This is a genomic window from Nonomuraea sp. NPDC059007, from assembly GCF_042740555.1.
Taxonomy (GTDB): domain Bacteria; phylum Actinomycetota; class Actinomycetes; order Streptosporangiales; family Streptosporangiaceae; genus Nonomuraea.
Map to the genome: position 1 here is coordinate 118,327 of NZ_JBHYJD010000007.1, position 18,649 is coordinate 136,975.

General features: G+C 72.2%; 15 protein-coding genes. 9 read left to right on the forward strand and 6 right to left on the reverse strand.

Annotation, left to right across the window (positions count from 1 at the left end; genetic code table 11):
- The first annotated feature begins 38 nt into the window (after positions 1-38).
- Together ACFWY5_RS13680 and ACFWY5_RS13685 are read left to right on the forward strand one after the other, a co-directional pair.
- Positions 39-641, forward strand: a complete 603-nt coding sequence (locus ACFWY5_RS13680) for a copper resistance protein CopC (protein ID WP_379632017.1) — start codon at positions 39-41, stop codon at positions 639-641.
- The gene (locus ACFWY5_RS13685) at positions 638-1,783 is read left to right on the forward strand and encodes a copper resistance D family protein (protein WP_379632019.1); all 1,146 of its coding nucleotides are present in this window, start codon (positions 638-640) and stop codon (positions 1,781-1,783) included. The genes ACFWY5_RS13680 and ACFWY5_RS13685 overlap by 4 nt, the downstream gene beginning before the upstream one ends.
- Positions 1,784-1,817: 34 nt before the next feature.
- Here ACFWY5_RS13685 and ACFWY5_RS13690 read toward each other — a convergent pair whose 3' ends face one another.
- Complete coding sequence (locus tag ACFWY5_RS13690; RefSeq protein WP_379632020.1) at positions 1,818-2,981, reverse strand: hypothetical protein; 1,164 nt, start codon at positions 2,979-2,981, stop codon at positions 1,818-1,820.
- A 55-nt stretch (positions 2,982-3,036) separates the two neighbouring features.
- Positions 3,037-4,293, reverse strand: a complete 1,257-nt coding sequence (locus ACFWY5_RS13695; protein ID WP_379632022.1) for a cytochrome P450 — start codon at positions 4,291-4,293, stop codon at positions 3,037-3,039.
- A gap of 25 nt (positions 4,294-4,318) precedes the next feature.
- On the opposite strand from ACFWY5_RS13695, the gene ACFWY5_RS13700 reads away from it, so the two are divergent.
- Positions 4,319-4,726, forward strand: coding sequence for a PaaI family thioesterase (locus ACFWY5_RS13700; protein ID WP_379632024.1), 408 nt, complete (start codon positions 4,319-4,321; stop codon positions 4,724-4,726).
- 50 nt (positions 4,727-4,776) lie between these two features.
- Here the strand turns inward: ACFWY5_RS13700 and ACFWY5_RS13705 are convergent, their stop codons facing one another.
- Positions 4,777-8,067: a BTAD domain-containing putative transcriptional regulator gene (locus ACFWY5_RS13705; protein ID WP_379632026.1), complete on the reverse strand. Its 3,291-nt coding sequence runs from the start codon at positions 8,065-8,067 to the stop codon at positions 4,777-4,779.
- 73 nt (positions 8,068-8,140) lie between these two features.
- Between ACFWY5_RS13705 and ACFWY5_RS13710 the strand changes: the two genes are divergently transcribed.
- From ACFWY5_RS13710 to ACFWY5_RS13725, 4 genes are all read left to right on the forward strand, one after another.
- Positions 8,141-8,554, forward strand: coding sequence for a DUF4267 domain-containing protein (locus ACFWY5_RS13710; RefSeq protein WP_379609653.1), 414 nt, complete (start codon positions 8,141-8,143; stop codon positions 8,552-8,554).
- A gap of 15 nt (positions 8,555-8,569) precedes the next feature.
- A complete protein-coding gene (locus ACFWY5_RS13715; protein ID WP_379632028.1) occupies positions 8,570-11,086 on the forward strand; it encodes a CocE/NonD family hydrolase in 2,517 nt (838 codons plus the stop codon).
- Entirely contained in the window at positions 11,083-11,988 is a 906-nt protein-coding gene (locus ACFWY5_RS13720; RefSeq protein WP_379632030.1) for an ABC transporter permease, read from the forward strand. Before ACFWY5_RS13715 ends, ACFWY5_RS13720 begins: the two co-directional genes overlap by 4 nt.
- A 223-nt stretch (positions 11,989-12,211) precedes the next feature.
- Entirely contained in the window at positions 12,212-14,326 is a 2,115-nt protein-coding gene (locus ACFWY5_RS13725; protein WP_379609650.1) for an ATP-binding protein, read from the forward strand.
- Position 14,327: 1 nt separating this feature from the next.
- Here ACFWY5_RS13725 and ACFWY5_RS13730 read toward each other — a convergent pair whose 3' ends face one another.
- Both ACFWY5_RS13730 and ACFWY5_RS13735 read right to left on the reverse strand, forming a co-directional pair.
- Positions 14,328-15,335 (reverse strand): hypothetical protein, encoded by a 1,008-nt coding sequence (locus ACFWY5_RS13730; protein WP_379609649.1) that lies wholly within the window; start codon positions 15,333-15,335, stop codon positions 14,328-14,330.
- 70 nt (positions 15,336-15,405) lie between these two features.
- Positions 15,406-15,786, reverse strand: coding sequence for an ankyrin repeat domain-containing protein (locus tag ACFWY5_RS13735; protein WP_379632031.1), 381 nt, complete (start codon positions 15,784-15,786; stop codon positions 15,406-15,408).
- An 86-nt stretch (positions 15,787-15,872) separates the two neighbouring features.
- On the opposite strand from ACFWY5_RS13735, the gene ACFWY5_RS13740 reads away from it, so the two are divergent.
- Both ACFWY5_RS13740 and ACFWY5_RS13745 read left to right on the forward strand, forming a co-directional pair.
- Positions 15,873-16,775 carry a proteasome assembly chaperone family protein gene (locus ACFWY5_RS13740; RefSeq protein ID WP_379609647.1) on the forward strand — a complete coding sequence of 301 codons (903 nt, stop codon included), beginning with the start codon at positions 15,873-15,875 and terminating at the stop codon, positions 16,773-16,775.
- Between the two features lie 13 nt (positions 16,776-16,788).
- Complete coding sequence (locus tag ACFWY5_RS13745) at positions 16,789-17,829, forward strand: Gfo/Idh/MocA family oxidoreductase (RefSeq protein WP_379632033.1); 1,041 nt, start codon at positions 16,789-16,791, stop codon at positions 17,827-17,829.
- Positions 17,830-17,831: 2 nt separating this feature from the next.
- On the opposite strand, the gene ACFWY5_RS13750 is transcribed toward ACFWY5_RS13745, so the two are convergent.
- Positions 17,832-18,611, reverse strand: coding sequence for a tyrosine-protein phosphatase (locus tag ACFWY5_RS13750; RefSeq protein ID WP_379609645.1), 780 nt, complete (start codon positions 18,609-18,611; stop codon positions 17,832-17,834).
- Positions 18,612-18,649: the final 38 nt, after the last annotated feature.

Below are 18,649 nucleotides of genomic sequence, written 5' to 3' on the forward strand. Positions count from 1 at the left end.
AGACGGGTTTCGAGGTGTTCGAGGGAAGGTCAAGATCGGTGAGGCGGCTTCTCACGGTCCTGCTGCTCGCCTGTGCGGCGGTCGGCGGCTGGATCGCTCCAGCGCGGGCGCACAACGTGCTGGTCTCCAGCGATCCCCGAGCGGACGCGGTGCTCACCGCCGCGCCGCAGCGGGTCACGCTCGTCTTCGACCAGCCGGTACGGCAGGGCTACGCGCAGATCGGCCTGACCGGGCCGGGGGGCGAGGCGCTGACCGCGGGCGCGACGGTGGTGGCCAAGGAGCGGGTGAGCGTACCGCTGAAGGCGCTGACCGCGAACGGCGCTTATGTGGTCGGCTACCGGATCCTGTCCTCGGACGGGCACCCGGTGACCGGCCAGGTGCGCTTCACCCTCAAGCTGTCCGCCCCGGCGGGCGAGTCGCCGCCCGGCGACGGGCAGCCCGGTGCCGCCGCGGTGGCACAGCCCGCCGACCTCAGCGCGCGGGCCGCGGAGGCGGCGGCCAACGGCGGGGCCGGGATGGCGGTCGTCTGGATCGTCGGCGCCCTGCTGCTGCTCGGGGCCGGAACCGTGATCGCCCTGCGCCGAAGCGCCCAGCCCGCCACGGAGCCCCCGTCCCCAGGCGACAAAGGCACGCGGGCATGAGCGGCACCACACCGGTGCGCAAGAGCGACGAGCCCGAGGCCGGGACACCCGGTCCGGGCACCGACCGCAGCCCGGCCGGGACGCGCGGTCCGGCAGAGGCGCACGAGAGCGCCGGAACGCGTGAGAGCGCCGAGGTGCGTGGGTCGGCTGGGGTGCGTGGAATGGCCGGGGTGTTCGTGCTGGCCGCCGTCGCCTCGGCTGTGGTGGCGAGCACGGTGACCGCGCAGGAGGCGGTGCCGGGGATCGTGCTGCCGGGGCCGGTGGTGGCCTTCGGGCTGCCGGTCGTGCGGGTGCTGCTCGACGTGGCCGCCGTGGCGACGGTCGGGCTGAGCCTGCTGCCCAAGCTGCTCGGGTTCGACGAGCCGGAGCGCACCGAGCCGGTCCTGCGCCGGGTGCGCCCGCTGGCCGTCACCGCCGCCTGGGCATGGGCGATCTGCGCGCTGGTCACGATCGTCTTCCAGGCCGCCGAGCTCAACCCGGGCGGCGTCCCCACCCTCGGCATGATCACCGCCTACGTGAACGGGGTGGGTACCGGCCAGGGGCTGCTGTTCAGCGCCGCGTGCGCGCTGGCGGCGGCGGGGATCGGGCTGATGGCGGTGCGGTTCGGCGAGAAGGTGCCGGCGGAGCTGCGGATCGTGGTGGCGGCGTTCGGGCTGCTGCCGATCCCGGTGACCGGGCACGCGGTCGACTCCGTCTGGCACGACCCGATCATGATCTCGATGGAGCTGCACGTGATCGGCGCCGCCGCCTGGACCGGCGGGCTGCTGGCCACCGTGGTGTTCCTGGCGCCGCGCCGCGACCTGCTGGCCACGGCGCTGCCCAGGTTCTCCCGGCTGGCGACGCTCGCGCTGGTGCTGGTGGCGGCGTCCGGGCTGGTCAGCGGCCTCGGCACGCTGGCGCTGACGCCGGGTGTGGAACTGCCGGGCGCGATCCTGACCACCGAGTACGGCCTGCTCGTCGTCACCAAGGTCGCGCTGACCGCGCTGCTCGTGCCGCTGGCCGCGCACATCAGGTGGCGCCTGCTGCCCGGCATCGCCGCCGGAAAGGCCACCTCCGTGGTCGGCTGGGCGAGCGCCGAGGTGGCCGTGATGGGCCTGGCCTACGGCGTCGCCGTAGCCATCACCCGCGCCTCGATCGGCTGAGGCGGACACAACCCCCACACGGCCAGCGGAATGCTCAGGCGGGTACGACGTCGCGGGGTTCGAGGGGGTGGAGTTCGAAGCGGTTGACGAACCATTCGCAGGCCAGCCAGGCGGCCAGCAGTCCCGCTCCCGCCCAGACAGCCGACGCCGTGGCCAGGGGCGGGGCGCCCAGGAGTCCTTCCATGCCGTTGAGCGTGCCGTACACGCCGCCCATGAGCGCGCTCTGCGCGATCAGCCCGCCGTAGACGGCGGCGGTCGCGAGGACGGTCCCGGCGACGGCGCGTACCACCGGCATCCTGATCGCGAACGCCAGGTCCACCGCGATCGCCCCGGCGACCAGGAAGAACGGCACCGCCGACGGCGGGAACCCGGTGGCGGTCAGCATCGGCCACACCAGCGTCCTGAACCCCACGTACGCGAGCGCGACCAGCGTGGCGCTGCCGAAGCGGCCGATCATCAGCCGGGCGACGGCGAGCACGGTCATGCCGACGACGACGGCGTAGACGGGATAGAGCGCGTCCGGCACCGGCAGTGAGAAGCCGACCATGGTGGTCCGGTCGACCTCCCGCCCCATCTGGTCGGCGGCGAACTGCAGCAGGATCGGCTCGGCGTAGGCGGAGTTGTTGTCCCAGGCGCCGATGGACAGCACGCCGTACTCCTGGTGCTGTTCGGGGAAGTGCACGTTCTCCAGGAAGAACGCGAAGAACGCGCCCAGCACCACGGTACGCTCCCGGCCGGGCGGCGCCCCGGTGAACCAGCCCCGGATCACCCCGGCGATCATGAAGAACGTGCCCACGTACAGCAGGATGTGCGACGGGCTCCACGAGGTGATGTCGAGGCCGTTGACGCGGTGGTTGATCAGGTCGAGCGGGACCGCCACCAGGAAGATCCCGGTGCCCCACTGGATGAGCCGCAGCGCCGTCCTGTCGACGCCGTAACCGGTGTAGCCGTGGACGATGGTGAGGGCCAGGGCGAGGACCGTTCCAGCCGAGTTCAGCAGGTGCGGCGGGGCCAGGTCGTCGCGCAGCCACTTGAAGTGCCAGGAGACGTCCCAGGCAGAGCCGAGCAGTTTGAGTGAGAACGCCGCCAGCCAGCCGTAGTAGAGGACCCGGAAGAGGTCCGGTGGCGTCTCGCGCCCCGCCTGGCCTCTGGTCCAGTACGGCAGAGCCCAGTCCTTGATCATTGCTGCTCGTTTCACGGCACGAAATCTTGCCCGGCCTTTACCCACATCGCAATCGGACACAAACCGCAGATCAAGCCGGGCGCAGCCGTACGGGAAGGTGCTTGAGGCCGTTCTGGAAGTTGGAGGTGAGGCGGACCGGCTCCCCGATGAGCGTGACCTCCCAGCGCAGCAGTTCGGTGAAGACGGCGCGCATCTGCACTCTGGCCAGATGCGCGCCCAGGCAGAAGTGCGGTCCGAAACCGAAGCTGACGTGGTCGTTGGGGGTACGGCCGGCGTCGAAGCGGTCAGGGTCGGCGAAGGCCGCCGGGTCGCGGTTGGCGGAGGCGTGGTAGACGACGACCTTGTCGCCCTCCTTGATGTCCTGGCCGGAGAGGGTGAGGTCGCGCGTGGCCGTACGGCGGAAGTTCATGACGGGCGGCCAGAAGCGCAGCATCTCCTCGATCGCGGACGGCAGGAGCGCGGGGTAGGCGCGCAGGCGGGCGTGCTCGGCGGGATGACGCAGGAGGGTGAGCAGGCCGCCGGGGATGCCGTTGCGCAGGGTCTCGTTGCCGGCGACGGCGAACAGGAAGAACATGTTCTGGAACTCGTCCTCGGTGAGGCCGCCCTTGAGCATGGCCGACATCACGGACGTCTCGTCGGTCGGGGTGGCGGCCAGCGCCTTGGCGTAGGCGAACATGTCGGCCAGGGCGGCCTTCGAGCGGGGGTTCACGCCGGGTTCGAGCTCGGGGCGGGCCGCCAGCGCGAGCCGTCCCATGGGGCTCAGCCGCCGCGCGTCGGCCGTGGACAGGCCCGCGTAGTCGGCGTCCTGGTAGCCGATCACCCGCGAGGCCCAGTCGTGCAGCAGCCGCCGGTCGCCGTCCGGCACGCCCATCACGTGCGCGAGCGTCCAGACCGGCAGGTCGGCCGCCACCTCCACGAAGTCGCACTCGCCCGCCGCGAACAGCGCCGCCGCCCGCCCGGCGATCGTGCGCTCCAGCAGCCGCACGGCCCGGGGCGAGAACGCCGCCGCCACGATCCTGCGCAGCCTGGAGTGGTCCGGCGGGTCGGTGTTGAGCATCATCGCCCGCACGAACGCGAGGTCGGCCGGCGTCGCGGGATCGCGGATCTGGGTGGCGCCGCGATGGGAGGAGAAATCCTCGGGTGTACGCAGCACGTGCTTGACCTCTTTATGCCGAAATACACCGAAATATCCGGGCCCTGCCTGCCACGGCCCCACCGCGAGCTCCGGAATCCAGTGCACCGGCGCCTCATCCCGCAACCGGGCGAACAACTCGTAGGGCACGCCACTCTCGTACGTCGACGGCAGAAAAACGGTCTCCACACCCATGGCCCCCAGCGTGCATGATGACCCCGTGACACCTGAAGAAGGCGACGCGATTCTCCGGGACTACTTCGCCCCCTGGATCCAGGACCTCGGGCTGCGCGTGGAAGAGGTCGGCGAACGCCACGCCGTGGTCCGGCTGCCCTGGTCCGACGCGCTGGCCAGGCAGGGCGGCGGCCTGTGCGGGCAGGCCATGATGGCCGCCGCCGACACGGCCACGGTGATCGCGATCTCCTCGGCCAGGGGCGGCTTCGTGCCGATGACGACGGTGCAGCAGTCCACGACGTTCCAGCGGCCGGTGGCGGGCAAGGACGTGCTGGTGCACGTGCGGATCACCAAGCTGGGCAGGACGCTGGCGTTCTCCGACGTCACCCTCACCCCCGACGGCGCCGCCGACCCGGCCGCCCACGCCAGCACCGTCTACGCCATCCTGACCTGACCCGCCTCACGCCAGCCGGCGGCCCGCCATCACGGGAGCCGGAGCCCGCATCACGGCAGCGGGCGGCCCGCATCACGCGAGCCGACCGCCGCTTCACGGGAGTCGGCCGCCCAGCGGTGGGCGCCCCAGCGGGCGGCGATCTCGGCGGCGCTGGTGAAGTGGGCGCGGGCCGTATCCTCCTCGCCCAGCAGGCGGGCCAGTTGCCCGAGCGTGTGCGCGGGCGGTGGCAGCGCGACCGACATGCTGCCCGCGCCCGCGGGCGGCCCGCCGGCGTGCGGGAGCAGCGCGTCGTACAGCTCACGCGCGCCCGCACCCTCGTCCAGCGCGACCATCGCCATCGCGCGGAAGGCGGCGAAGACGGGGAAGAAGTAGTCGGCCCTGATCGGCACCGCCCGCCGCCGCATCTCGCGGGCCTCCTCCAGCCGTCCCTCCGCCGCCAGGACCACGGCGACCAGGTCCGCGGCGAGCCCGCCGTACTCCTGCAGCAGCCGCCACGCCACCTCCGGCAGGTCCTCGTCCATGAAGGCGGCCCGCACGAGCAGCAGGTACCCGTGCGCGTGCAGCGAGCCGTGCGCGGCCATCCGCGCCGTGGCCTCGGCATAGGTACGGCGGGCCGCGACGTCGTCCCCCCGGATGCGGGCGAGGGTGGCCAGCGCGCACTCCCCCACGTTCACCGGCTCGGTCATCCGGTAGCGCCTGGCCAGTTCCAGGCTCTCCCCGACCAGTTCCAGAGCCCGCTCCGGCTCGCTCCCCGCGACGGCGACCGTGGCGCGCAGGAACAGCGTGTACCACTGGTACTCGGGCGTCTCCACGCGCGCGAGCCGTTCGGCGATCCCGGCGCGTTCCCGCGCGTCGAGCACCGGGTCGAGGTCGTGGGCGAGGGTGGACAGGGCGCGGGCGAGCAGCGACGGGTCGTCCAGGCCCGCGGCGATCGCGACGGCGCGCCGGGCGGCGGCCCGCGCCTCGGGCGCGCCCTGGGCGGCCAGTTCGGCGGCGTAGGCGTCCAGCAGGCGGCAGCGCACCTCCTCCTCCAGGCCGGGCCGCTCCATGAGCCGCTCCAGCAGTGCCACGAGCGGGCGGTCGACGCTGCCGTAGGCGTGGTTCTGCCAGGGGACCGGGCCCGTCCACGCGGTGAAGGCGGCGATCTGCAGGCCGGGCTCGCCGCCGGCGGCGTCGATGGCGCGCTGCCTGGTGGCCCTGGCGCCGCCGAGGTCACCGGCCCGCACCTGGGCGCGCAGGAGCCTGCCGAGCAGGTCGATGCGCTCGGCGGGGGTGTGCCCGGCGCCCTCGCGCTCGTGGCCGTCCAGGCAGGCCAGGACGTCGGTGAGCAGGTCCACGGCGGCCGCGTGGGCGAAGCGCGCCTCGGCCAGCTCGGCGGCGCGCACGCCGTACTCGACGGCCTTGGGGGTACGCGCCCGCGCGTAGTGATAGGCCAGCGCCGGGGCGTCGTCCGGGTAGCGGGCCTCCAGGGCGTCGCCGATCCGCAGGTGCAGGCGCTTCGCGCGGGCCAGCGACACCTCCCCGGCCACCGTCTCGCGCACCAGCGCGTGCACGAACCGCACCCGTCCCGCCTCGGGCTCGGTGAGCAGCCCGGCGATCAGCGCCGACTCCAGACCGTCGAGCACCGCTTCCTCGCCGAGGTCGGAGGCGGCGACGAGCACGTCGACGCTCGCCTCCCGCCCGGCGACCGCCGCCAGCCTGAGCACGCTGACGGCGCCCTCCGGCAGCCTGGCCAGCCGCCGCAGGAGCACCTCCCGCACCCCCTGCGGCACCCCGTCGAGCAGCGCCCGCGCGCCGGCGGCGGGCCGGAAGGCGCCTTCGCTGTCGAGCAGGCGGGCGGTCTCGCGGACGAAGAACGGGTTGCCCCCGGTGCGCTCGGTCAGCGCCGCAACCGTGGGGGCGTCGACCGGCACGTCGCTCAGCCCGGACAGCAGGGCGGCCACCGCCTCCGGCGCCAGCCCGGGAAGGGGCAGGCGCAGCGGTTCGCGCCTGGCCAGCGCGGCGAACGTCTCGGTGAAACCGCCGTCGAGCTCGTCGTCGCGGTAGGCGGCCACGAGCAGCACCCTGCCCTCCAGCCCGGACATCAGCGCGAGCGTCTCGGCGTCGGCCCAGTGGAGGTCGTCGAGCATGATGGCCAGCGGGCGTTCACCTGACACTCCGGCCAGCCACGACCAGACCGCCCTGTGCATGAGGAAGCGGCCGGTGGCGGCGTCGCCGTACACGGTGGCGGTCTCGCCGAGCAGCGGCGCGAGGGTGGCCGCGAGCTCGGCCGGCGGCGGCGCGTGGGCGGCGACGGCCCGCAGGATCTCACCCCACGCCCACGCGGGCGGGACCCCCTCGGCCCGCGGGCAGCTTCCCGCGGCCACCAGCCACCCGTCACGGGCCAGCCGGTCGCGCAGCCGCCGCAGGAGCGAGGTCTTGCCGAGCCCGGCCTCCCCGCTCACGAGCGCGACTCCTGGTCCGCCGGAGCGCGCGGAGGCGGCCGCGCGCAGCAGCGCCTCCAGCTCGTCCGCGCGCCCCACGAACCCCCCGCCATCCGGTACGGCCCGCGTACCCTCACCCTCCGGAGCGGCGGCCACCGGCGCCACGACGGCCTCGACCCGCCCGTTCAGGATGGCCGACTCCAGCCCGGCCAGCGCCGGCCCGGGATCCAGCCCCAGCTCCTCGGCCATCACCTCGCGGGCCCGCCGCAGGGTGGCCAGAGCGTCTCCCTGCCGCCCCGCGTGCCACAGGGCCAGGGCGTGCAGCCGCCAGCCCTCCTCGCGCAGCGGGGCCTGCCTGATGAGCACCTCGGCCTCGGGCACCGCTTCCGCCGCGTCGCCCGCCCGCAGCCCGGCCGCCACCCGCAGCTCCCGCGCCACGTGCCGCAGTTCCTCCAGCCGCGCCACCTCGGCGAGGGCCCATCCGGCCCCTGCCGCCTCGGCGTAGGCGGGTCCCCGCCACAGCCCGAGCGCCCGTTCCACCCGGGCCCGCGCCGGCGCGCCGTCGAGGGAGCGCGCCTCGTCCAGCAGCCGCTCGAACTCCCACGCGTCCACGGCGTCCCCGGCCAGCCGCAGCGCGTACCCCGGAGAAGCGCTCACCAGCACCTGCGCGGGCGTGCGCGGCGCCCGTCCGGGTTCGAGAAGCCTGCGCAGGTTGGAGACGTACGCCTGCAGGGACGCCAGCGCCTGCGCGGGGGCGCGGTCGTGCCAGAGGTCGTCGATCAGCCGGTCGGCGGAGACCACGTGCCCGCGCGCGGCCACCAGCACCGCGAGGACGGCACGCTGAAGCGGCCCGCCCAGCGGCACCGCCACCCCGTCGACCTCGGCCGCGAACGACCCGAGCACCCTGATCCGCACCATCGCCCCACATGGTACGAGGAGCTCCAAGCCGGACTCCAAGTCCCTTCCAAGCACCGCCGCGGAAGCTGTGGCCATGAAGAACAACGCCCGCGCCCTGCGCGTCACCGCCGCCACGCTGACCTGGATCGTCGCCCTCATGATCGGCTACATCGGCTTCAGCTACCTGTTCACTCCGATGTCCACCGCCCCGGGCTTCGGCCTGCCCGCCTGGCCCGGCGCGGAGGCGGCCGGTTTCCTCAACGTGAAGGGCGTGCGCGACGTGGTGTCCGGCCTGGTCCCGCTGGCGCTGCTGCTGTCGGGTCAGCGCAGGGCGCTCGGCTGGAGCCTGGCGGTGATCTCGCTGATCCCGTTCGGCGACGCCGCGGTCATCCTGGCCAACGGCGGCTCGGTCGTGACCGCGCTCGCCGTCCACACCGCCACGGCCGTCGTGGTCCTGGCCACCGCCGCCCTCCACCTGCGGATCTCAGTGATCTCTCAGAATCGGTAAGTATGCTCCGACCTCATGAGAAGAGTGTCCGCGCTGGTCGCGGTACTTGCCCTGATCGGGGCGGTGGCGTGGCTGGTGTGGCCGTCGGGTCCGGAGGTGCGCGGCCAGGAGAGCCGCCTCGCCGTCACCGACGGACCCGCCGACGACCAGCGGGTGGAGCTCGACACGACGTTCTTCCCGCCCGCGGGCGGCGGGAAGGCGCCCGCGGTCCTGCTCGCGCACGGCTTCGGCGGCAGCAAGCAGAGCGTCCGCGACGACGCGCTACGGCTGGCGCGGGACGGCTACGCCGTCCTCACCTGGTCGGCCCGCGGGTTCGGCCGCTCGACCGGCCAGATCGCGCTGAACTCCCCCGACTACGAGGTCAAGGACGTCAAGCAGCTGATCGACTGGCTGGCCAGGCGTCCCGAGGTCGTCCTGGACAAGGCGGGCGACCCGCGCGTGGGCATCGCCGGCGGCTCCTACGGCGGCGCCATCGCGCTGATGACCGCCGCCCACGACGCGAGGGTCGACGCGATCGTCCCCCAGATCACCTGGTACGACCTGGCCGACGCCCTCTTCCCCGACGCCACCGGCCAGGGCCCGCAGAGCGGCGTGTTCAAGAGCCTGTGGGCGGGCTTCTTCTTCGGCAGGGGCGCCCCCTCGGCGCAGGGCCTGCAGGCGCTCACCCGCCGGCCGGCGCCGATGACCGCCGACGAGGCGCGCTGCGGCCGCTTCCTGCCGGAGATCTGCGCGATCTACCAGCAGGTCGCCACGACCGGCAGGGCCACGCCCCAGGCGGTCGAACTCCTGCGCAAGGCCAGCCCCAGCTCCGTCCAGGGCCGCATCAAGGCGCCCACGCTGCTCATCCAGGGCCAGCGCGACTCGCTGTTCCCGCTGGGCCACGCCGACGCCAACGCGAAGGCGATCGCGCCGGGCACGCCGGTGAGCGTCATGTGGTTCGACGGCGGCCATGACGGCGGCAACGGCGAGGCCGACTGGCTCTACGCCCAGACCTCCGCCTGGCTGGCCCGCTACCTCAAGGGCGACACCGGGGCGGCCCCGGTGAAGGCGTTCACCGTGACCAGGGACGGCGGCCGCGACCCCGGGACCCGCCAGCGCATCCGCCTGCACCCCGAGACCGCCGCGTACCCGGGCCTGTCCGGCACCACCACCACGGACGTCACGCTGTCCGGCCCCGAGCAGAACGTCGTCAACCCGCCCGGCGGCAACCCGGCCTCCATCTCCACGGTGCCCGGCGTCAGCGGCCTGCTCGGCGGCGGCGCCCAGAACAACCTGAGCGTCTCCCTCGACATGCCGGGCCAGGCGGCGAGCTTCGAGTCGGCCCCGCTGACCGCCCCGCTCCAGCTGACCGGCGCGCCGTCGGTGAAGCTGCGCGTCTACGGCAAGGGCGAGGTGACGCTGTTCGCCAAGCTGTACGACGTCCCCGACGCCATCCAGCCGCCCACCCTGCCCGCCGGGCTGGTCGCGCCGCTGCGCGTGAAGATCCCCGACGGGGCGCAGAGCGCCGACGTGACGGTCGCGCTGCCCGCGCTCGACCACCGGTTCACCGTGGGCCACCGGCTCCGGCTGACCGTCACCACCACGGACATGGGCTTCGCCACCCCGGCCGAGCCGGCCTCCTACCGCGTGGCGCTCGCCGCCCCCGTCCTGAGTGTGCCGACGGTGGCGACGCTGAGCGCCCCGGCGGGCGGCGTCGCGTGGTGGGTGTGGGCGATGCCGCTGGCCGCGATCGTGCTGGCCGCCGTCCTGCTGGCCCTGGGCAGGGCACGCAGGGGTACGGCGGGCCGTACCGGCGGGCAGGACGCGGCGCCGCTGGAGATCAGCGGCCTGACCAAGGCCTACCGCAACGGCGAGAAGGCCGTGGACGAGCTGTCGTTCCGCGTCGAGCAGGGCCAGGTGCTCGGCCTGCTCGGTCCGAACGGAGCGGGCAAGACCACCACGATGCGGATGATGATGGGCCTCATCCACCCGGACGCCGGAGAGATCCGCATCTTCGGCGAGCGGGTGACGCCGGGCGCGCCCGTGCTGTCGCGGCTGGGCTCGTTCGTGGAGGGGCCGGGCTTCCTGCCGCATCTGTCGGGCCGGGAGAACATCGAGCTGTACTGGGCGGCGACCGGCAGGCCGGCGGCCGAGGCGCACATGGAGGAGGCGCTGGAGATCGCCGGGCTCGGCGCGGCGCTGGAACGTGCCGTGCGCACGTACTCGCAGGGCATGCGGCAGCGGCTCGCGATCGCCCAGGCGATGCTGGGCCTGCCCGACCTGCTGGTGCTCGACGAGCCCACCAACGGTCTCGACCCGCCCCAGATCAGGGAGATGCGCGAGGTGCTGAAGCGCTACGCCCGCGACGGCCGCACGGTGATCGTCTCCAGTCACCTGCTGGCCGAGGTGGAGCAGACCTGCACCCACGTGGTCGTCATGCACCGCGGCCGCCTGATCACCACCGGCCCGGTGGCCGCCCTGCTGGCCAGCTCCAACGGCCACGGGCCACGCCTGGAGGACGTCTTCCTTGACCTGATCGGAGAGAACTCGTGAGCGAGGAGCGGACGAAGGAGGCACTCCGCACAGCGATGGAGGAGGGCGGGCGACCCAACACGGCGGAGGGCTACGCGCCGGGCAGGACGCTGCCGTTGCGGGTGGAGATCGTCCGCCAGTTCAAGCGGCGCCGGACCATGGTCATGTTCGGGCTGCTGCTCGCGCTGCCGTGGATCCTGGTCATCGCCTTCCAGTTCGGCCCCCAGCAGCCCAGCGGGCAGCAGGCCGGGCTGCGCATCTCCGACCTGGCCACGGCCAGCGGCCTGAACTTCGCCGCCTTCGCGCTGTCGGTCTCGGCCAGTTTCCTGCTGGTGGTGGCGGTTGCGCTGTTCTGCGGCGACACGGTGGCCAGCGAGGCGAACTGGTCGTCGCTGCGCTACCTGCTGGCCGCGCCGGTGCCGCGCGACCGCCTGCTGCGCCAGAAGCTGATCGTGGCCCTGGGCTTCTCCGCCGCCGCGGTCGTCGCGCTGCCGCTGATGGCGCTGCTGGCCGGGACGGTCGCCTTCGGCTGGGACGACATCCAGGTGCCGGGCACCGGCGAGGTCATCCCGGCCCTGGACGTGCTGCCGCGCTTCGGCATCGTGATCGGCTACGCGCTGGTCAGCCAGCTCGTGGTGGCGGCGCTGGCGTTCCTGATCTCCACGGTCACCGACTCGCCGCTCGGCGCGGTCGGCGGCGCGGTGGGACTGTGGATCGTCTGCACGATTTTGCAGGCGGTCGAGGCCCTGGGGACGCTGCGGGAGTTTCTGCCGACGTTCTGGAACACCGCCTGGCTGGACGCGCTCGCGCCCACCATCGACTGGGGCGGCATGGCCAAGGGCGCCTCGATCTCGGTGACGTACGCGGCGCTGCTGCTGGCCTTCACCTTCCGCCGCTTCCGGCGCAAGGACGTGGTGTCCTAGGCCCAGTGGGGCGGCTTGTTCTCCAGGTAGAAAGAGTCGTCGTCGGCCTCGCGCCAGTCGCCCCAGGCCACGTCGGTGTCGTCGGCGGTCTGCTCCGGGAGAAATTCGCTCACGGAATACATGCTACCGAGACGAACAAACCCGACCCCGCGCCGTCCGCCGCCCCAAGGACATCAGGTTTGACCGGGGGTACGATGCCTGTGCAGGTGTCGCCTAACCCCCCGTGAGGCTGCCCATGGCCACCCCTACAGGTTGGCGGCGAGAAGGCAATCTGCCGGCGGAGCTGACGAGCTTCGTGGGCCGCAACCGCCTGCTCGCCAATCTCAAACGCCACCTGGGTGAGTCACGCCTGGTCACGGTCACCGGCATCGGCGGCGTGGGCAAGTCGCGCACGGTGCTGCGCCTGGCCCACCAGGTCCGCTCCCAGTTCGAGGACGGCGTCTGGTTCGCCGATCTGGCCCGGCTGCAGGACACGGGCATGGTCAAGCACACGATCGCCTCGGCGCTCGGCATCGCCGACCAGTCCTCGCGCGAGGCCTCGGAGTCGCTGACCGAATGGGTCGGCGGGCGGCACATGCTGCTCATCATCGACACCTGCGAGCACCTGGTCCAGGGCTGCGCCGAGCTGGTGGAGGAGCTGCTGGCGGCCAACCCGAGCCTGCGCATCCTGGCCACCAGCCGGCAGTCGCTGCACCTGCCGTACGAGCGGGTGGTGCCGGTTCCGCCGCTGCAGGTGCCGGGCGAGGACCTGACCGAGAGCCTGTTCACCAACGAGTCCGTGCAGCTGTTCGCGGACCGCGCCGGTTCGGTGATGCCGGAGTTCGTGCTGGACGAGCACAACATCGGCTCGGTGGCCGAGCTGTGCCGCCGCCTGGACGGCATCCCGCTGGCGATCGAGCTGGCCGCGGTGCGGCTGCGGGCGCTGTCGGTGGACCAGATCCTGGCCCTGCTCGCCGACCGGTTCAGCCTGCTGGCCGGGGCCAGCCGCACCGCGCTGCCCCGCCACCAGACGCTGCGCGCGGCCATCGGCTGGAGCCACGAGCTGTGCGAGCCGGCCGAGCGGCTGCTGTGGGCGCGCCTGTCGGTCTTCGCCGGGGACTTCGAGCTCGATGCCGCCCGGTTCGTCTGCTCCGATGACCGGCTGCCCTCCGAGGCCATCACCGACCTGGTCACCGGCCTGGTGGAGAAGTCGATCCTGCTGATCCGCAGCAACCACGCGGGCGTACGCTACAAGCTGATCGACACCCTGGCCGAGTACGGCGAGGAGTGGCTGGACAAGCTCGGCGAGAGCCAGCAGATGCGCCACAAGCACCTGCAGTACTACCTGAGCCTGGCCCAGCGCAGCGAGGACGCCTGGTCCGGCCCGCGGCAGATCTACTGGTTCGTGCGCATGCGCCAGGAGCATGACAACGTCCGGGTGGCGCTGGAGCACGCGCTGCACACGGCGGGCGAGGCCGTACTGGCGCTGAAGCTGTTGTCGTCGTTGTGGTTCATGTGGATCTGCTGCGGCTTCACCCGCGAGGGCCGCCTCTACCTGGAGCGGGCGCTGCAGGCCAACCCCACCCCCAGCAAGGAACGCTGCAAGGCGCTGTGGGTGCTGTCGTACGTGCGCAGCGCCCAGGGCGACAGCACCGGCGCCCTGTCTGCGGCCGAGCAGTGCAGCACCGAGGCGGTCAGGGTAGGCGACTCCAAGGCGGTCATCCTGGCCTCCAAGATGCAGGGCACCGCCGCGCTGCTCCAGGGCGACCTGCAGAAGGCCAGCGCGCTGCTGGGCGTGGCGATCGAGTTCAACACCGACAACAAGGAGCTCAACCCCGGCCTGCTGCCCGCGATCGTCGAGCTGTCGATCGTGCTCACCTCGCAGGGCGAGCTGTATGAGGCCGAGTCGCTGCTGGTCGACTGCCTGCAGGTGTGCAAGGAGCGCGGCGAGCTTTTCGTCAGCTCCTACGCGTACTGGGCGCTGGCGCTCACCCGGCTGGCCACGGGCAGGGCCGACGACGCGCTGCAGGACGCCCAGGAGGGGCTGCGGATCAAGAGGCACTTCCACGACACGCTGGGCACGCTGATCGCGCTGGAGACCACCGCGCGCATCTACACGGCGCTGGAGCAGCCGTTGCTGTCGGCCCGCCTGCTCGGCGCGCTGCAGCAGAACTGGAAGACCGCGGGCCTGCCGATGCTGGGCGCTCCGTGGCTCACCGACGACCACGACAAGCTGGTCAAGGAGTGCCAGAAGTCGCTGGGCGAGGTGGCGTACAAGCAGGCGTCGGAGTTCGGGGCCAAGCTTGACCTGGACGAGGCGTCCGCGCTCGCGCTGGGCGAACTGGACGCCCCGTCCTGACTCAGACGGCCTGGGCCCATTCGGTGCCCGTCGGCCAGGCGTGCACGTACCTCGCGCTGCCCAGCGAGTACTCGATGTGGCCGCGGACCCAGTGCTCGAGCCCCTGCACGTACGCGCGGACGGCGCGGGTGCCCCACGTGTCGACCGACCCGCGCAGGCGAACCATCTCGGCGACGGCGCGATCATGCATGGTCGCGACCTCGTCGAGCGCCTCCTGCAGGGAGTAGCCCCGATGGGTGATGAGCACGTTGACGAGGTTGTGCCGGGCCTTGTCGTGCTTCTTCTCCTTGGCGTAGGAGAAGAGGTCGTTGTCCCAGACCACGAGGTCGTTGGCGTGCTCGGTGAGGGCCCTGATGTCGGGATGGTGCCATTCGTCGGGGGTGAGCCGCCGGCCACCCGCGATGTCGATCAGGGCGTAGACCGGGTACATGGCACCGGTGCGGCGGCGCATGAACACGTAGTCCTCCGGGCTGGGGACCACGTTGGACTCGCGGTTGGCGGCCTCCCAGACCTGGGCGAAGATGTACTCCTTGGTGGCCGTCGACCACCGGTCGAGCTGGTCGCGCTCCGCGTGCTCGGCGATGCGTTCCTTGAGCCCCTGCAGTGACTTGGCGAACACGTTGGTGACGGGTTCGTCGGATTCGATGTCGTGCAGGACCCGGAACATCTCCGGGAGGGCCCTGGCGATGAGTGCGGTGTGGCGGCTGAGGTTCTCCGACTCGCAGAAGCCGTCGTCGAAGGCGAACAGCCAGATGCACCAGTCCATGAGGAGCTTGAGCATGTCGCGGTCGACCAGGGGGTAGGCTCGGGCGGTGAGCCATCCGAACCTGGCGCTCTTGTAACGTTCCAGCATGTCAGGCTCGTTCAGCATGCCTGACTCGAGGAGCCAGGCGAAGCTGTCTTCGCTGGCCTCCACGACGTAGGGGTTCACCTCGCTTTCGAACGGGCACTGCAGGATGGGGATGCGGAGGGATGGGTTGTTTGTGGCTTGCGCAGAGGTTCTAGCCATGACCTCATGATCGCAATGATCTTGGAGGGTGGCCATATCGCATTAATAGCGAATTTTCTGCCCTTGGGGGCTATGTCAACCAATCCTCGACCCCGAACATGCGGGCTGTGTCGATAGCCGATGGGTTGCCCGTTTTGGGGTCCGCACCCGCTTCCAGCAGCGCTTTGACCACTTCGGGCTCCTTCTTGAACACCGCCCCCGCCAGCGGCGTCTGCCCGCGGTCGTTCGGCCGCCCGGGGTCGGCGCCCAGCTCAGCGAGCATCCGCACGGTCGGCGCGTGCCCGTGGTAGGCCGCGAGCATCAGCAGGGTGTCGCCCTTGCCGTTGGTCAGATTGGCCGGCACCCCGGCCTCCACGTACGCGCGCAGCGTCCCGGTGTCCCCGGCCCTGGCCAGATCGAACATCCTCGTGGCGAACTCCTCGAGCTCCTGCTCCCCGTCCATGACGCCCATTCTGCCTCGATAGGGTGCCCTGCACGGAATCGTTCCGGCTCGCCGTGGGTTGCTGTGGAGAGTACCTAGGGAAAGGCTGTCCAACCGTGTTCGACCCGACGGATCTCTACAAGCTCGCCGAAGATGCGCCCGAGCTGACCGATCCGGTGCTGTTGTACCACTTCGATGGTTTTGTCGATGCGGGCGGCGCCGGACGACTGGCGCTGGGCCACCTCCTGGCCGAGCTGGAGCACCGGGTCGTGGCCACGTTCGACGTGGACCGCCTCCTCGACTACCGCTCCCGCCGGCCCATCATGACCTTCGACACCGACAAGTGGGTGGACTGCGAGAGCCCCGAGCTGGCCGTCTATTCCGCCGCCGACGCCACCGGCACACAGTTCCTCGTGCTCAGCGGCCCCGAGCCGGACCGCGAGTGGGAGCTGTTCGCCAAGGCCGTGGGCGCGCTGCTCGGCGAGCTCAAGGTGAGCAAGATCGTGACCCTGCACGGCATCCCCATGGCCGTGCCCCACACCCGGCCGCTCGGAATCACCATGCACGCCAGCCGTCCCGAGCTCATCGGGCCCCAGAGCAGCAACTTCGGCCGGGTCCAGGTGCCCGGCAGCATGGCGGCGCTCCTGGAGTTCCGCCTGGGCGGCCAGGGACACGACGCGGTCGGCTACGCCGTCCACGTGCCCCATTACCTCTCGCAGGCCGAGTACCCCCACGCGGCCGTCACCGCCCTGGAGGCCGTCACCCGCGGCACCGGTTTGGTCTTCCCGATGGAAGGGCTGCGCGACGCCGCCGAGCGGACCAACGTGGAGATCGAGGAGCAGATCCGCGGCTCGGCGGAGCTGTCCACCGCGATCGAGGGCCTGGAGCAGCAGTACGACGCCTTCGCCGCCGGGTCCGACAAGGAGAGCCTGCTGGCCGAGCCGTCGTCGATGCCGACCGGCGACGAACTCGCGGCGCAGTTCGAGCGTTTCCTGGCCGAGCGGGACGAAGATCTCTAAGTAACCTGGGGCCATGGACGACATCCAGGTTGGCCTGATCGGTTACGGCCCCGCCGGGCAGTTCTTCCACGGGCCGCTGGTCCACGCCACCCCGGGCCTGCGCCTGGCCGCCGTGGTCACGCGTAACCCGGAGCGCGCGGCCGAGGTGGAGCGCAAGTACGGCGCGGCGGCCGTACCCGACGCCGAGACGCTCTTCCCCCGCTGTGACCTCGTCGTGGTCGCCTCGCCCAACCGCACCCACGTCCCGCTGGCCACCGAGGCTCTGGCCTCGGGCCTGCCGGTCGTCGTGGACAAGCCTCTGGCCGCGACCGCCGAGGAGGCCACCAGGCTGGTGGCGCTGGCCAAGGAGCGGAATCTGCTGCTGACCGTCTTCCAGAACCGGCGCTGGGACGGCGACTTCCTCACCCTGCGCGCCCTGCTGGAGGAGGGCCGGCTCGGCCGGGTGGCCAGGTTCGAGTCGCGCTTCGAGCGCTGGCGCCCCCGTCCCAAGGGCGGCTGGCGCGAGTCCGGCGGCGCCCAGGAGGTCGGCGGCCTGCTCTACGACCTCGGCAGCCACCTGGTCGACCAGGCGCTCCAGCTGTTCGGCCCGGTCCGCACGGTCTACGCCGAGAGCGACGCCAGGCGGGAGGGCGTGGGCTCCGACGACGACACCTTCGTCGCGCTCACCCACGACAGCGGCGTCCGCTCGCACCTGTGGATGAGCGCCGTGACCGGGCGGCTGGGCCCGCGCTTTCGCGTGCTGGGCTCGACCGGCGCCTACGTCAAGTACGGCCTGGACGTCCAGGAGGACCGGCTGCGCGCCGGAGCCACCCCGGACCAGCCCGGCTTCGGCGACGAGCCCCAGGATCGCTGGGGCCTGCTCGGCACCGACGACGCGGCCCGCCCGCTGCCCACGGCGCCCGGCGCCTATCTCGCCTTCTACCGGGGCGTGGAGTCCGCGCTCAGGGACGGCGGCCCGGCCCCGGTGGATCCCGCGGGCGTGGTCGAGGCCCTGAAGGTGATCGAGGCCGCGCGCCTGTCCTCCCTCCAGGGCATGCTCACCCACCTCGGCTGAAGCTAGAGCAGGCGGGCCCGCAGGGCCGCGGTGTCGTCCTGCGTCCAGCCGTGTGAGCGCAGCCACTCCAGCGGCCCGCCGAAGCGGTCGTCGAGCACGCCGAGGAACTGCTCAAGGTAGGGCGCGCGCGGCATGTGGTCGTCGGCCGGGCGCGAGTCCAGGTCGTCGCGGTAGGTGGAGCTGGCGCGCAGCCGCGCCAGCACCCGGTCCATCCGCTCGCCCGTGGCCGTGTAGTCGGCCACGATCGCCTCCCTGGTCACCCCGGACACCTCCAGCGCCAGCGCGGCGACCACGCCGGTGCGGTCCTTGCCGGCCGCGCAGTGCACGATGGCCGCGCCGTCGTCCAGCGACAGCGCGCGCAGCGCCCCGAGCACCGAGTCCGGCCGGTCGCGCAGGTAGCCGAAGTAGAAGCCGGTGACACGCAGTTCCTCGTCCAGCTGGCGCTCCTGCCAGGGCAGCACCTTGTCGGCGTCGATGGAGTCCGCCTCGACGTCGGTGTGCCTGCCGCCCTCGGCGAAGAAGCTCAGGTTGTGATGCGTGACCTCGGCCACACGGATCAGCGGGCCGGGACCCTCCAGCGCGACCTCGGCGTGCGAGCGAAGATCCACCACGTGCCGGATCTTGAGCTCACCCACGAGATAGGAGACGTCACGCTCGGTGAGACCCTGCAGGTTGTCGGAGCGGAAAATCCTGCCGGAGCGGGTGGTCCGGCCGTCCTTCGTCGGCAGCCCGCCCAGGTCACGAGCGTTGACAGCGCCTTGTAGCTCAATCCAGCTGTTCATCTGATTAACCTACATGTGAGCGAATTCCCGGTTCATAA